This is a genomic window from Enterobacter cloacae complex sp. SHL020, from assembly GCF_049236945.1.
In the GTDB taxonomy this organism is placed as follows: Bacteria; Pseudomonadota; Gammaproteobacteria; order Enterobacterales; family Enterobacteriaceae; genus Enterobacter; species Enterobacter dykesii.
On record NZ_JBMKJF010000013.1, the window covers coordinates 55,320 to 70,245 of the forward strand.

General features: G+C 55.0%; 14 protein-coding genes. 3 read left to right on the plus strand and 11 right to left on the minus strand.

Annotated features, from left to right (window positions below):
* Positions 1-78 precede the first annotated feature (78 nt).
* Complete coding sequence (locus ACOTZB_RS21425) at positions 79-825, plus strand: 4'-phosphopantetheinyl transferase family protein (RefSeq protein WP_047743287.1); 747 nt, start codon at positions 79-81, stop codon at positions 823-825.
* Positions 826-861: 36 nt separating this feature from the next.
* Positions 862-1,428, plus strand: coding sequence for an NADPH-dependent FMN reductase (locus tag ACOTZB_RS21430; RefSeq protein WP_023309798.1), 567 nt, complete (start codon positions 862-864; stop codon positions 1,426-1,428).
* A 90-nt stretch (positions 1,429-1,518) separates the two neighbouring features.
* Here the strand turns inward: ACOTZB_RS21430 and adeP are convergent, their stop codons facing one another.
* A complete protein-coding gene (gene adeP, locus ACOTZB_RS21435; protein WP_023309797.1) occupies positions 1,519-2,856 on the minus strand; it encodes an adenine permease AdeP in 1,338 nt (445 codons plus the stop codon).
* Positions 2,857-3,021: 165 nt separating this feature from the next.
* On the opposite strand from adeP, the gene yieH reads away from it, so the two are divergent.
* On the plus strand, positions 3,022-3,687 hold the full coding sequence (yieH, locus tag ACOTZB_RS21440) for a 6-phosphogluconate phosphatase (protein WP_338235026.1): 666 nt from the start codon (positions 3,022-3,024) through the stop codon (positions 3,685-3,687).
* A 44-nt stretch (positions 3,688-3,731) separates the two neighbouring features.
* Here yieH and phoU read toward each other — a convergent pair whose 3' ends face one another.
* From phoU to atpG, 10 genes are all read right to left on the minus strand, one after another.
* Positions 3,732-4,457 (minus strand): phosphate signaling complex protein PhoU, encoded by a 726-nt coding sequence (gene phoU / locus ACOTZB_RS21445; RefSeq protein WP_008500182.1) that lies wholly within the window; start codon positions 4,455-4,457, stop codon positions 3,732-3,734.
* Positions 4,458-4,483: 26 nt separating this feature from the next.
* Positions 4,484-5,257, minus strand: coding sequence for a phosphate ABC transporter ATP-binding protein PstB (gene pstB, locus ACOTZB_RS21450; RefSeq protein ID WP_010426574.1), 774 nt, complete (start codon positions 5,255-5,257; stop codon positions 4,484-4,486).
* A gap of 47 nt (positions 5,258-5,304) precedes the next feature.
* Positions 5,305-6,195 (minus strand): phosphate ABC transporter permease PstA, encoded by an 891-nt coding sequence (gene pstA / locus ACOTZB_RS21455; RefSeq protein WP_024907882.1) that lies wholly within the window; start codon positions 6,193-6,195, stop codon positions 5,305-5,307.
* Positions 6,195-7,154, minus strand: a complete 960-nt coding sequence (pstC, locus tag ACOTZB_RS21460; protein ID WP_023309793.1) for a phosphate ABC transporter permease PstC — start codon at positions 7,152-7,154, stop codon at positions 6,195-6,197. The genes pstA and pstC overlap by 1 nt, the downstream gene beginning before the upstream one ends.
* Positions 7,155-7,235: 81 nt before the next feature.
* Positions 7,236-8,276 (minus strand): phosphate ABC transporter substrate-binding protein PstS, encoded by a 1,041-nt coding sequence (pstS, locus tag ACOTZB_RS21465; protein WP_008500186.1) that lies wholly within the window; start codon positions 8,274-8,276, stop codon positions 7,236-7,238.
* 321 nt (positions 8,277-8,597) lie between these two features.
* On the minus strand, positions 8,598-10,427 hold the full coding sequence (gene glmS, locus ACOTZB_RS21470) for a glutamine--fructose-6-phosphate transaminase (isomerizing) (RefSeq protein ID WP_023309792.1): 1,830 nt from the start codon (positions 10,425-10,427) through the stop codon (positions 8,598-8,600).
* A gap of 224 nt (positions 10,428-10,651) precedes the next feature.
* The gene (gene glmU, locus ACOTZB_RS21475; protein ID WP_029741484.1) at positions 10,652-12,022 is read right to left on the minus strand and encodes a bifunctional UDP-N-acetylglucosamine diphosphorylase/glucosamine-1-phosphate N-acetyltransferase GlmU; all 1,371 of its coding nucleotides are present in this window, start codon (positions 12,020-12,022) and stop codon (positions 10,652-10,654) included.
* Between the two features lie 138 nt (positions 12,023-12,160).
* Positions 12,161-12,580, minus strand: coding sequence for a F0F1 ATP synthase subunit epsilon (locus ACOTZB_RS21480; RefSeq protein ID WP_006177560.1), 420 nt, complete (start codon positions 12,578-12,580; stop codon positions 12,161-12,163).
* Positions 12,581-12,600: 20 nt separating this feature from the next.
* Complete coding sequence (atpD, locus tag ACOTZB_RS21485) at positions 12,601-13,983, minus strand: F0F1 ATP synthase subunit beta (RefSeq protein ID WP_006177559.1); 1,383 nt, start codon at positions 13,981-13,983, stop codon at positions 12,601-12,603.
* Between the two features lie 31 nt (positions 13,984-14,014).
* A complete protein-coding gene (gene atpG / locus ACOTZB_RS21490; protein ID WP_008500191.1) occupies positions 14,015-14,878 on the minus strand; it encodes a F0F1 ATP synthase subunit gamma in 864 nt (287 codons plus the stop codon).
* Positions 14,879-14,926 lie beyond the last annotated feature (48 nt).

Below are 14,926 nucleotides of genomic sequence, written 5' to 3' on the forward strand. Positions count from 1 at the left end.
CTGATTAAAACAGGAGTCAAGTTAAGCGATAATCATGTAACCGTTTAACCGATTACGACCATTATCAAGGAGCGAAAAATGGCTACGCACTTTGCAAGAGGGATACTTACGGAAGGACGTCTCGTATCGGCAAGAATTTCTTCAGCCTGTCACAGTGAAGCTCTCACTCTCCCGGAACACCGCAGAACGCGGTTTTTAGCGTCCAGAGCGCTTCTCGCAGAACTGCTGTTTATGCTGTACGGCACCAGCGAGCTGCCTAATATAATTACCCAACCCGAAGGGCGCCCGGTCTTTGCCGACCCGGAGCTCCCACGTTTTTCAATTGCCTACGCGGGCAATATCATTGGCGTCGCGCTGACCACCGAAGGGGATTGTGGGCTCGACATGGAACTTCAGCGCGCGACGCGCAGCTTCCATGGCGGTAATGCGCATGAAGACTATCCGCTCTCCAGCAATGAGAAGCTGTGGGTACGCAACCAGAACGATCCTGTCGAAGCCCGAGCCCAGCTCATTACCCTGCGCCAGAGCATTCGCAAGCTCTGTGGATGCGCCTCAGACGACGCCAGCATGCTGCAACTGCTTCCAGGCTCCGGACGTCTGCGCGCCACTCAGGCCACGCTGGTAGAGGCGCTCAGCGACGCAGAGGATGTGCTCATTTGGTCCATTGCGGTTACCCCCGCCATCGAACGCATGAAAATCTGGGAATTTGACAGCCAACAGGGATGGCGTAGCCTTCCTGATGTGCCCGAGCGCGCCAACGAGCCCGCCGCACGCCTGATGCGTTTAACCAGTTTACCGGCAGAAAAAGCATTCACCCTTAGCTGATCCGATCAGGGTCATCATGATGAAACAGGAGTAATCATGTCTGATACGTTGAAAGTAGTTACGTTACTGGGAAGCCTGCGCAAAGGTTCATTTAACGGGATGGTTGCCCGCACGCTGCCACAGCTGGCACCGGCAGGAATGGAAATTAGCGCCCTGCCGTCTATTGGCGATATTCCGCTGTATGACGCTGACGTACAACAGGAAGAGGGTTTTCCGCAGAGCGTTGAGGCGCTGGCGGAGCAGATCCGCCAGGCCGACGGCGTGGTCATCGTCACGCCGGAGTATAACTATTCGGTTCCGGGTGGCCTGAAGAATGCCATCGACTGGCTGTCCCGTTTACCTGAGCAGCCGCTGGCAGGCAAGCCGGTGCTGATCCAGACCAGTTCAATGGGCGCGATTGGCGGCGCGCGCTGCCAGTATCATCTGCGCCAGATCCTGGTGTTCCTGGATGCGATGGTCATGAACAAGCCGGAATTTATGGGTGGTGTGATTCAGAACAAGGTCGACCCACAAACGGGTGAAGTGGTGGATCAGAGCACGCGTGATCATCTGTCTGGCCAGCTGACGGCGTTTGGGGATTATATTAAGCGGGTGAAGGCGTAAGCCTGAGCGGTCAGTTGCCCTCACCCCAGCCCTCTCCCACGGGAGAGGGTGCAAACACTAAAGCCCTTTTCTTCGAAAAGGGCTTGCTGTTTATTTCGCGTCAATAAACACAATCTTCAGCACAAACAGCAGCGCCACAACGATGACGCACGGACTGAGGTCGCGGAAGCGGCCGGTACCGATCTTCATTACGCAGTAAGAAATAAAGCCCAGCGCGATACCTTCGGTAATCGAGAAGCTGAACGGCATCATCACGGCGGTAATAAACGCCGGCACCGCTTCGGTTAAATCATCCCACTTCACGCGTGACAAGCTGGAGGTCATCAGCACCCCCACATAGATCAGCGCGCCGGCTGCCGCATACGGAGGAACCATACCAGCCAGCGGAGAGAGGAAGATAACCAGCAGGAACAGAATACCCACAACCACCGCCGTCAGGCCGGTACGGCCGCCCACGGACACGCCGGAAGAAGATTCAATGTACGCGGTAACGGACGAGGTTCCGATAAAAGCACCGGTCACAGAGGAGACGCTGTCCACAAACAGCGCCTGCTTCATGCGCGGGAATTTGCCTTTCTCATCCGCCAGGCCCGCTTTGTCGGTCACGCCAATCAGCGTGCCGGAGGAGTCAAACAGGTTGACCAGCATGAAGGAGAAAATCACGCCCGCCAGGCCCAGGTTCAGGGAACCCGCCAGATCGACGTGACCAATCACGGTAGAGACGCTCGGTGGCGCGGAGACGATACCGTTATAGTGAACGTCGCCCAGCATCCAGCCCAGCAGGGTGGTGACCACGATGGATACCAGCACCGCCGCGTGAATATTGCGGGAAGCCAGGATCGCGATGATAAAGAAGCCCAGCACGCCCAGCAGCACGTTATGAGAGGTCAGGTGACCGATGCTCACCAGCGTATCCGGGTTAGCGACGATAACGCCGGCGTTTTTCAGCCCCATCATACCGATGAACAGACCGATACCGCTGGTGATGCCCACGCGCAGGCTCACGGGAATGTTTGCAATCATCCAGTAACGCACGCGGAAAATAGTCAGCAGCAGCAGGCCAACCGCGCCCCAGAAGATGGCGCCCATGCCAACCTGCCACGGCAGCCCCATCGCCTGAACAACCACGAACGCGAAGAACGCATTCAGGCCCATCGCCGGTGCCAGCGCAACAGGCAGGTTAGCGAATACACCCATCAGGATGCTGCCAAGGGCCGCGATCAGACAGGTTGTCACGAAGACGGCGCTGGTATCCATGCCAGCGACGCCCAGAATTTGAGGGTTCACAAAAACGATATAGACCATCGTCAGGAAGGTGGTGAAACCAGCGATCACTTCGGTGCGTGCCGTTGTGCCATGCTCGCGCAGTTTAAAAACGCGCTCAAGCAGACCCTGACCAGATGTCTGGGTAGTGTGTTGTTGACTCATCATCAATTTCCGAACAAGGAGGGAAAATTCGTCGCTATCCTATACCAAAATGCGACAATAGTGGCGGTTACGTGATACTTTTTTCATTGATTTTGCTTATACGGCAACGATTGCGTCCCGGCGAAATGCCGTACGTAAACGTTAAACTTGTTAAAAAGGAAAGGCATGTCCGGAATTGAAGCGGTATTTTTCGACTGCGACGGTACGCTGGTCGACAGTGAGGTCATTTGTTCCCGCGCGTATGTCACTATGTTCCAGGAATTTGGCATTACGCTGGAACTCGAAGAGGTGTTTAAACGCTTTAAGGGCGTGAAGCTCTACGAGATCATCGACATCATTAACGAAGAACACGGTGTGGATCTGGCGAAAGCCGATCTGGAACCGGTGTACCGCGCCGAGGTAGCACGCCTGTTCGACTCCGAGCTGGAGGTTATCTCCGGGGCTAACGCGTTGCTGGACGCGATGACGGTGCCCATCTGCGTCGTCTCTAACGGTCCGGTCAGCAAAATGCAGCACTCGCTGGGCAAGCTTGAGATGTTGCACCATTTCCCGGAAAAACTGTTCAGCGGCTACGATATCCAGCGCTGGAAGCCAGACCCGGCGCTGATGTTCCATGCGGCAAAAGCGATGAACGTCAACGTAGAGAACTGCATTCTGGTGGATGACTCGTCTGCAGGCGCGCAGTCGGGGATTGATGCGGGGATGGAGGTGTTTTACTTCTGCGCCGACCCGCACAACAAGCCGATCGATCATCCCAACGTGACGACCTTTACCGATCTGGCACAGCTGCCGGAACTGTGGAAAGCACGCGGGTGGAATATTACGCGTTAAGCTAACGTAGGGCGGGTAAGCGCCAGCGCCACCCGCCACAAACATCACTCTTTCGGATCTTTACCCGCCAGCAGCTTGTCCAGCTCGTCGCCGCCCACGTGACGGAAGTCCTGACCTTTCACGAAGTAGAAAATATATTCGCAAATGTTCTGGCAGCGGTCGCCGATACGCTCGATGGAGCGGGCGCAGAACAGGGCGGTCAGTACGCTTGGGATCGTACGTGAATCTTCCATCATGTAGGTCATCAGCTGACGCACGATGCCTTCATACTCCTGGTCGACCTTCTTGTCTTCACGGTAGATACGCACCGCTTCGTCCAGGTCCATACGCGCAAAGGCATCCAGCACGTCGTGCAGCATCTGCACGGTGTGGCGGCCCAGCGACTCCAGGCTCACCAGCAGCGGCTGGTGCTGCTGAGAGAACTTCTCCAGCGCGGTGCGGCAGATTTTATCCGCAACGTCGCCAATACGTTCCAGCTCGGCGATGGTTTTGATGATCGCCATCACCAGACGCAGGTCGCTCGCCGTCGGCTGACGCTTCGCGATAATGCGCACGCAGGCCTCGTCGATAGCGACTTCCATCATGTTGACGTTTTTGTCGCCTTCAATGACGCGCTTCGCCAGCTCGCTATCCTGGTTGTGCATCGCCGTAATCGCATCAGAAAGCTGCTGCTCGACCATGCCGCCCATGGTCATCACCTGGGTGCGAATGCTTTCCAGCTCTGCGTTGAACTGGCCGGAAATGTGTTTATTAAGATTGAGGTTGTCCATGGTTTCTCCACATGCACTAAGGCAAATCAACCGTAGCGGCCAGTAATATAATCTTCGGTTTGTTTCTTCGCGGGCCTGGTGAACAGCGCATCCGTATCGCTGAACTCAATCAACTCGCCCAGGTACATAAACGCCGTGTGATCGGAACAACGTGCAGCCTGCTGCATGTTATGGGTCACGATAACCACGGTGTAATCCTGCTTCAGCTCGGTGATCAGCTCTTCAATACGGCCGGTTGAGATCGGGTCCAGCGCTGAACACGGCTCATCCAGCAGCAACACTTCCGGGCGAATAGCAATACCGCGCGCAATGCACAGACGCTGCTGCTGACCGCCGGAGAGAGAGTAACCGCTCTGGTGCAACTTATCTTTGGTTTCGTTCCATAATGCGGCCTTGGTCAAAGCCCACTGCACGCGCTCGTCCATATCGGCACGGGAGAGTTTTTCAAACAGACGCACGCCAAACGCGATGTTGTCATAAATGGACATCGGGAAAGGCGTGGGTTTCTGGAACACCATCCCCACTTTGGCGCGCAGCAGGGCGATATCCTGCGCCTGGGTCAGAATGTTTTCACCGTCGAGGATGATTTCACCTTCAGCACGCTGCTCCGGATAGAGCGAATACATTTTGTTAAAGGTACGCAGCAGCGTGGATTTCCCACAGCCGGACGGACCGATAAATGCCGTGACCTGGTTCTTTGCGATATCCAGGTTGATGTTCTTCAGGGCATGGAATTTGCCGTAGTAGAAGTTCAAATCACGAACCTGAATCTTACCCGGGGCAGTATCAACCATACTCATTGACTCATTTCCTCATTCGGCGCCGCGAGCTGCCGCGCCGTAAAAAATTAACCGTGTTTCTTCTTCGCGAAAATGACGCGCGCCAGAATGTTCAGCAACAGTACGCAAAGGGTAATGATCAGCACCCCGGCCCAGGCCAGCTGCTGCCATTCCGCGAATGGGCTCATCGCAAATTTAAAGATCGTCACCGGCAGGTTGGCGATCGGCTGCATCATGTCCGTGCTCCAGAACTGGTTGGAGAGGGACGTAAACAGCAGCGGCGCCGTTTCACCCGCGATACGCGCAACCGCCAGCAGGATACCGGTCATGATCCCGGAGACGGACGCCTTCAGCGTAATCGCAGAGATCATCTTCCATTTCGGCGTACCCAGCGCGTAAGCCGCTTCACGCAGGCTATCCGGCACCAGTTTCAGCATGTTCTCGGTGGTACGAATAACAATAGGCACCTGCAGCAGCGCCAGGGCAATCACACCCGCCCAGCCGGAGAAATGTTCCATCTGCGCCACCACCACGGTGTAAACAAACAGACCCACGACGATAGACGGGGCTGACAGCAGAATGTCGTTGATGAAGCGAATGACTTCGGCCAGCCAGGATTTACGACCGTATTCAGCCAGGTAGATACCCGCCATGATGCCCAGCGGCGTGCCAAAGACCGTCGCCCAGAGGATCAGCAGGCCGCTGCCCGCCAGGGCATTCGCCAGGCCACCGCCCGCCGTGTTCGGCGGCGGCGTCATTTCGGTGAACAGCGACAGTGACATCCCGTCAATCCCGCGAACGACCGTCGAGAAGAGGATCCAGACCAGCCAGAACAGCCCGAATGCCATTGTCGCCATCGAAAGCGTCAGGGCAATGCGGTTTTTCATGCGGCGTCTGGCCTGCATTTTGCGGCGGGATTCCGCCAGTTCAGCGGTTGCTTGCATTTCGAGAGTTGCCATTAGCGTGCCCCCTCATTTTTAGCGAGGCGCATAATCATCAGCTTGGAAATCGCCAGAACAATGAAGGTGATAACGAACAGAATCAGACCCAGCTCCATCAGCGCCGCCACGTGCAGCCCGGATTCCGCTTCCGCAAATTCATTCGCCAGCGCCGAGGTAATACTGTTACCCGGCATGTAGAGCGACGCGCTGTCGAGCTGGTAGGTGTTACCGATGATAAAGGTGACCGCCATGGTTTCACCCAGCGCACGACCCAGGCCCAGCATCACGCCTCCGATCACCCCATTTTTGGTGAACGGAAGGACAATGCGCCAGATAACTTCCCAGGTGGTGCAGCCGATGCCGTAGGCCGACTCTTTCATCATCACCGGCGTTTGTTCGAAGACATCGCGCATGACCGCCGCAATGTACGGAATAATCATGATGGCGAGGATCACACCTGCCGCCAGAATGCCGATACCGAAAGCCGGGCCAGAGAACAGGGCACCCACAAACGGAATGGCGGAAAGCACGTTACCGACCGGTTCCTGGAAGTACGTGGCGAACAGCGGAGCAAAGATGAACAGACCCCACATGCCGTAAACGATACTTGGAATAGCCGCCAGCAGTTCGATGGCAATACCCAGCGGGCGTCGCAGCCAGCCCGGCGCCAGCTCCGTCAGGAACAGGGCAATACCAAAGCTTACCGGAACCGCAATCAGCAGGGCGATGAACGAGGTCACCAGCGTGCCGTAAATCGGCACCAGGGCACCGTAGATGTCGTTCGGCGCGTCCCACTCTTTGGTCCACAGGAAGGAGAAACCGAATTTCTGGATGCTCGGCCATGATGAGAAAATCAGAGACACGATAATGCCGCCCAGCAGCAATAGCACAATCAGCGCAGCCAGTTTCACCAGCGCGCTGAAAATCATGTCACCTTTTTTACCCGGAGGGTTAAATGCAGGCTTGGTTGCAGCCATAAATTACTCTTCTGTTAAACGCGTTTACGAAAGGGGCGGGTTAGCGTTAGCGCCACCCGCCATTTTCGTCAGAATGCTAAATTAATACAACGCTTTACCGCTGCTGTCTTTCACGTTGGTTTTCCATGCAGCGCGAATCTGCTCAACCACGTTGTCCGGCAGGGTGGCGTAATCCAGAGCGTTAGCCTGTTTGCCGCCGTTTTTGTACGCCCAGTCGAAGAACTTCAGCACTTCGGCGCCCTGCTCAGGTTTCTTCTGCTCTTTGTGAACCAGGATGAAGGTGGTAGAGGTGATTGGCCACGCACCTTCGCCTTTCTGGTTAGTCAGATCCTGCGCGAAGGATTTGCTCCAGTCAGCGCCTTTCGCCGCGTTAGCAAAGTTCTCTTCGGTTGGGCTAACCGGTTTGCCGTCGGCTGAAACCAGCTTGGTGTAGGACAGGTTGTTCTGCTTCGCGTACGCATACTCTACGTAACCAATTGAGCCAGGCAGACGCTGTACGAACGCGGCGATACCGTCGTTACCTTTACCGCCCAGACCGGTTGGCCAGTTAACGGTAGAGCCGGAGCCGACTTTAGATTTCCACTCTTCGTTCACTTTTGCCAGGTAGCTGGTGAACACGAAAGAGGTACCGGAACCATCCGCGCGGCGAACCACGGCGATGTTCTGAGAAGGCAGCTTCAGGCCTGGGTTGAGTTTAGCGATCGCTTCGTCATCCCATTTTTTGATTTTGCCCAGGTAGATGTCACCCAGCGTTTTGCCGTCCAGCACCAGTTCACCCGACTTCACGCCCGGCAGGTTGATGGCCAGAACCACACCACCGATCACGGTCGGGAACTGGAACAGGCCTTCCTGAGCCAGTTTGTCATCAGACAGCGGTGCGTCTGATGCGCCGAAATCAACAGTGTTCGCGGTAATTTGTTTAACGCCACCGGAGGAGCCGATACCCTGATAGTTAACCTTGTTACCGGTTTCTTTCTGGTAGGTATCTGCCCATTTGGCATACACCGGCGCAGGGAAGGTTGCACCAGCGCCAGTCAGGCTTGCTTCTGCAAATACAGAGAACGCGCTCAGAGATAAGGTCGCGGCGACAACAGTTGCGACAGTGGTACGCATAACTTTCATAATGTCTCCTGCAAGATTTTCGTAAATCGTTGTTTAGTGGCTACGATGAGCAAAATAGGACAAACAGGTGACAGATAAATGTACGAATTATGACAGTTTTATGACAACGTTAATTTCACTTAAAATTACGCAAAATAAAGATTATTTTTCATCAACTTATCCGCTTTTATGACAAGACGTTTTCAGAAATATTTTCTTTATGTGACACTGAAAAAAGTAGCTGAAGATGACAAATTGTCATTATTAAAAACGAGAAAGGATTGATTAAAAACAAGCCGGGCAGGATAAAAAAGCTCCACCCGAAGGTGGAGCCTGAAGGGATTATTCTACGGTAACCGATTTCGCCAGGTTACGCGGCTGGTCAACGTCGGTGCCTTTGATTAGGGCAACGTGATAAGCCAGCAGCTGCAGCGGAACGGTGTAGAAGATTGGTGCAATCACCTCTTCCACATGCGGCATCTCGATGATGTGCATGTTGTCGTTGCTGACAAAACCGGCATCTTTGTCGGCGAAGACGTACAGAACACCGCCGCGGGCGCGCACTTCTTCGATATTAGACTTCAGTTTTTCCAGCAGTTCGTTGTTTGGTGCCACAACGATAACCGGCATATCCGCGTCAATTAGCGCCAGCGGGCCGTGCTTCAGCTCGCCAGCCGCATAGGCTTCAGCGTGAATGTAGGAGATCTCTTTCAGCTTCAGCGCGCCTTCCAGCGCAATCGGATACTGATCGCCACGACCCAGGAACAGGGCGTGATGTTTGTCGGAGAAATCTTCCGCCAGCGCTTCAATGCGTTTGTCCTGAGACAGCATCTGCTCAATACGGCTCGGCAGCGCCTGCAGGCCGTGAACGATGTCGTGCTCAACGGAAGCATCTTCGCCTTTCAGACGCGCCAGCTTCGCCACCAGCATCAGCAGAACGGTCAGCTGAGTGGTAAACGCTTTGGTGGAGGCCACGCCGATTTCGGTGCCCGCTTTGGTCATCAGCGCCAGATCGGACTCACGCACCAGCGATGAGCCAGGAACGTTACAGATAGCCAGAGAGCCCAGGTAACCCAGCTCTTTAGACAGACGCAGCGCTGCCAGGGTATCCGCCGTTTCACCAGACTGGGAAAGGGTGATCATCAGGCTGTTACGACGCACCGCGGATTTGCGATAGCGGAATTCAGACGCGATTTCTACATCGCACGGCACGCCCGCCAGAGATTCAAACCAGTAGCGAGAAACCATACCGGAGTTGTAGGAGGTGCCGCAGGCCACGATCTGAATATGCTCAACCTTGCCGAGCAGTTCGTTCGCGTTTGCGCCCAGCTCGCTCAGATCCACTTCACCGTGGCTGATACGCCCGGTCAGGGTGTTTTTGATGGCGTTTGGCTGCTCGTAAATCTCTTTCTGCATGTAGTGACGATAAGCGCCTTTGTCGCCCGCGTCGTACTGCAGATTCGATTCGATCTCCTGACGTTTCACCTGCTCGCCTTTGGTATCAAAGACGGTCACGCTGCGACGGGTCACTTCCGCGATATCACCCTCTTCGAGGAAGATAAAGCGACGGGTAACCGGCAGGAGCGCCAGCTGGTCAGAAGCGATGAAGTTTTCGCCCATGCCCAGACCGATAACCATCGGGCTACCGGAACGCGCTGCCAGCAGCGTTGACGGATCGCGGGAATCCATGATCACCGTACCGTACGCACCGCGCAGCTGAGGGATAGCGCGCAGCACCGCATCACGCAGTGTACCGCCCTGCTCCAGCTCCCAGTGCACAAGGTGAGCAATCACTTCGGTGTCAGTTTCAGAGACGAAGGTGTAGCCGCGCGCTTTCAGTTCTTCGCGCAGCGGTTCGTGGTTTTCGATAATGCCGTTGTGCACGACCACGATGTGTTCAGACACATGCGGGTGCGCGTTACCTTCAGACGGTTCGCCGTGCGTCGCCCAGCGGGTGTGAGCAATACCGGTCCCACCGTGCAGCGGATGTTCTTCCGCGGCCTGGGCCAGCATCTGCACTTTACCGAGACGACGCAGACGGGTCATATGACCTTCTGCATCGACGACAGCCAGACCGGCTGAGTCGTAACCACGGTATTCCAGACGTCGTAAACCTTCGAGAAGGATTTCAGCAATATCACGCTGCGCAACTGCGCCAACAATTCCACACATAATTTTAGATTCCGAATTTAGGCATTATGCCTGCGTTGTCGCTGACCTGTATTTACCCTTTCCGGGCGCCCCGAGCCTTGTAGAGAGTGGGGTTATTTTTATGGGTACTGCTTATGGGGGGAAATATATATTTATCTCCTCTCCCGGGTTTGCCTGATGACGGCTACGCCTATCAGGCCTACTCAATCGTAGGGCGGGTAAGCGTAGCGCCACCCGCCTTGTTGTTACTTTTTCTTCACCGGGCGTTTCCAGCCCTGCTTGCTGACCTGCGGAACGCGGCTTAACACCAGCTCGTTCTCGGCAACATCGCGCGTAACGGTTGTTCCGGCGGCAATAGTCACTCCGTTACCCACGGTAACAGGCGCCACCAGCTGCGTATCGGAGCCAACGAACACATCATCACCGATGATGGTTTTAAACTTATTCGCGCCGTCATAGTTACAGGTAATGGTCCCTGCACCAATATTTACGTTATTGCCAATTTCCGCGTCGCCCAGATAGGTCAGATGACCGGCTTTGGACCCTTTACCCAGACGCGCTTTTTTCATCTCCACGAAGTTACCCACGTGAGCGCCTTCCAGCAGCTCAGCGCCCGGGCGCAGACGCGCAAACGGGCCGATGGTGCATGCCGTATCCAGACGGGCATCTTCCACCACGCTGTATGGGCTGATTTCGCAGTCGTCGCCGATTACGCTATTTTTAATTACGCAGCCGGCGCCAATTTTGACGCGATTGCCCAGCGTGACGTGACCTTCGAGGATAACGTTCGTATCAATTTCAACGTCACGACCGTGAGATAACGAACCACGCAGATCGAAACGCGCCGGATCGCGCAGCATCACGCCCGCCAGCAGCAGTTTTTCGGCCTGCTCGGACTGATAAATACGCTCAAGACGGGAGAGCTGCAGGCGGTTGTTCACGCCGTCCGTTTCGCTGATGCGCGCCGGATGAACGGCAGCAATTTCACGCCCTTCGTGGTACGCCATCGCAATGATGTCGGTGATGTAGTATTCACCCTGCGCGTTGTTGTTGTCGAGTCTGGACAGCCAGCGCTTCATATCCGCGCCGTTGGCAATCAGGATACCGGTGTTGATCTCCTGAATCTGGCGCTGTTCGTCGCTGGCATCTTTGTGCTCAACAATACCCGTGACGTTGCCGTTTTCACGGGTGATGCGACCATAACCGCTTGGATCGTCCAGCACGACGGTCAACAAACCGATGCCGCCCTGCGGTTTGGCTTCACGCAGGCGAGTCAGGGTTTCAACGGAGATCAGCGGGACATCGCCGTAGAGCATCAAAATGTCTTCGTCATCCGCAAAGAAAGGCGCAGCCTGCTGCATCGCATGGCCTGTACCCAGCTGTTCGGCCTGAAGCACCCAGTTGAGCTTGTCATCGCTCAGCGTCTTTTTAAGCAGATCGCCGCCGTGACCGTAGACCAGGTGGACCTGACTGGCACCCAGCTCGTTCGCTGCATCAATGACATGCTGCACCATTGGCTTTCCTGCAAGCGTGTGGAGCACCTTAGGCAGATCGGAATACATGCGGGTCCCTTTGCCAGCGGCAAGGATCACCACGCTCATCGCACTGTTTGACATACGCATCCTGACGGTAGTTTGAGTGTGAAGTAAAAACGTTTGATGCTTAAAATTCTACATCTTTTTCATCATGAATTAAGGCCGAAAAAAAAAGCCAGCCTGGTATCCAGACTGGCTTTTGTGCTTTTCAAGCCGGTGTTACATCGCTTTTTTGGTCAACTCGATAACGCGCAGTTTCGCGATCGCTTTGGCCAGCTCCGCAGACGCCTGAGCGTAATCCACGTCACCATGAGAGCTGCTAATGTGCTCTTCAGCCTTACGCTTCGATTCCAGGGCTCGCGCTTCGTCGAGATCCTGGCCACGGATAGCGGTATCGGCCAGAACGGTCACACTGCCAGGCTGCACTTCAAGAATGCCGCCGGACAGATAGATAAACTCTTCGTGACCGAACTGTTTAACGATGCGGATCATACCAGGCTTAATGGCGGTGAGCAGCGGTGCGTGACCCGGGAAAATACCCAGTTCACCTTCACTACCCGTTACCTGGATTTTCTCGACCAGACCAGAGAACATTTGTTGCTCTGCGCTGACGACGTCCAGGTGGTAAGTCATTGCCATATCACCCTCCGATTAAGGCGTTAAAGTTTTTTGGCTTTTTCCACGGCTTCGTCGATGGAACCAACCATGTAGAACGCCTGCTCCGGCAGGTGATCGTATTCGCCTTCCATGATGCCTTTAAAGCCACGGATGGTGTCTTTCAGGGAAACGTATTTACCCGGAGAACCGGTGAATACTTCCGCAACGAAGAACGGCTGGGACAGGAAGCGCTGGATCTTACGCGCACGTGCTACCACCAGTTTGTCTTCTTCAGACAGTTCATCCATACCCAGGATGGCGATGATGTCTTTCAGTTCCTGGTAACGCTGCAGCAGGGACTGTACGCCACGCGCGGTGTCGTAGTGTTCCTGACCAACAACCAGTGGATCCAGCTGACGGCTGGTGGAGTCCAGCGGGTCAACGGCCGGGTAGATACCCAGAGACGCGATCTGACGGCTCAGTACCACGGTTGCATCTAAGTGCGCAAAGGTGGTTGCTGGAGATGGGTCAGTCAAGTCATCCGCAGGTACGTATACCGCCTGAACGGAGGTGATAGAACCGGTTTTGGTAGAGGTGATACGTTCCTGAAGAACACCCATCTCTTCCGCCAGCGTAGGCTGGTAACCTACCGCTGAAGGCATGCGACCCAGCAGTGCAGATACTTCCGTACCGGCCAGGGTGTAACGATAGATGTTATCAACGAACAGCAGAACGTCACGGCCTTCATCACGGAACTTCTCAGCCATCGTCAGACCGGTCAGCGCAACGCGCAGACGGTTTCCTGGTGGCTCGTTCATCTGGCCGTAAACCAGGGATACTTTGTCCAGAACGTTGGAGTCGGTCATTTCGTGGTAGAAGTCGTTACCCTCACGAGTACGTTCACCTACGCCCGCAAACACGGAGTAACCGGAGTGCTCGATCGCGATGTTACGGATCAGCTCCATCATGTTTACGGTTTTACCAACACCCGCACCACCGAACAGACCGACTTTACCGCCCTTCGCGAACGGACACATCAGGTCGATAACTTTGATACCGGTTTCCAGCAGTTCCTGAGAGCTGGACAGCTCTTCGTAGGAAGGTGCTGCGCGGTGGATAGCCCAACGCTCTTCTTCACCGATGTCGCCTTTCATGTCGATTGGCTGACCCAATACGTTCATGATACGACCCAGTGTTGCTTTACCTACCGGGACTTCGATCGGGTGCTCGAGGTCTTTGACTTCCAGACCACGACGCAGACCGTCGGAAGAACCCATCGCGATGGTACGCACGATACCGCCGCCGAGCTGCTGCTGAACTTCCAGCACCAGGCTCTCGTTACCATTCTGTACCTCAAGCGCGTCGTACACGCGTGGTACGGCGTCCTGAGGGAACTCGACGTCCACCACGGCGCCGATTACCTGGACAATCTTTCCAGTAGCCATCTTGAATCCTCTACGTAATTCGTAAACCTGGTTAAACCGCGGCGGCCCCCGAGACGATCTCGGTGAGTTCCTGAGTAATGCTGGCCTGACGAGCTTTGTTGTAAACCAACTGCAGCTCTTTAATCAGGCTGCCGCCATTATCGGTCGCGGCTTTCATCGCCACCATTCGTGCGGCCTGCTCGCTGGCCAGGTTTTCTACAACGCCCTGATAAACCTGAGATTCAACGTAACGACGCAGCAGGGTATCCAGCAGCGGTTTCGGATCGGGTTCATACAGGTAATCCCAGGCTTTTTGCTTCAGCTCGTCATCTTCTGATGCCGGTAACGGCAGCATCTGAGTGAGCGTTGGAACCTGAGACATGGTGTTAATGAATTTGTTGCTGACAACGTACAGTCTGTCCAGACGGCCTTCATCATAGGCCTGCAACATCACTTTAACCGGGCCGATCAGTTCGGACAGGGACGGGTTATCACCCATACCGGTCACCTGAGCGACAATGTTGCCACCAACGGAGTTAAAGAAAGAGACGCCTTTAGAGCCGATCATTGCGATATCGCACTGAACGCCTTTTTCAGACCATGCTTTCATATCCGCCAGCAGTTTTTTGAACAGGTTAATGTTCAAGCCGCCACACAGACCACGGTCGGTCGACACCACCAGGTAGCCCACGCGCTTAACGTCGCGTTCTTCCAGGTAAGGGTGCTTATATTCCAGATTACCGTTTGCAAGGTGACCAATCACTTTGCGCATGGTTTCTGCATAAGGACGGCTGGCCGCCATGCGATCCTGCGATTTACGCATTTTGGAAGCGGCGACCATCTCCATCGCTTTAGTGATCTTTTGCGTGTTCTGGACGCTTGCGATCTTACTACGTATCTCTTTTGCGCCGGCCATGAGCTTCTCCTCAATGCCAGGCGGCTTGTCCTGAGACAAGCCGCCGGA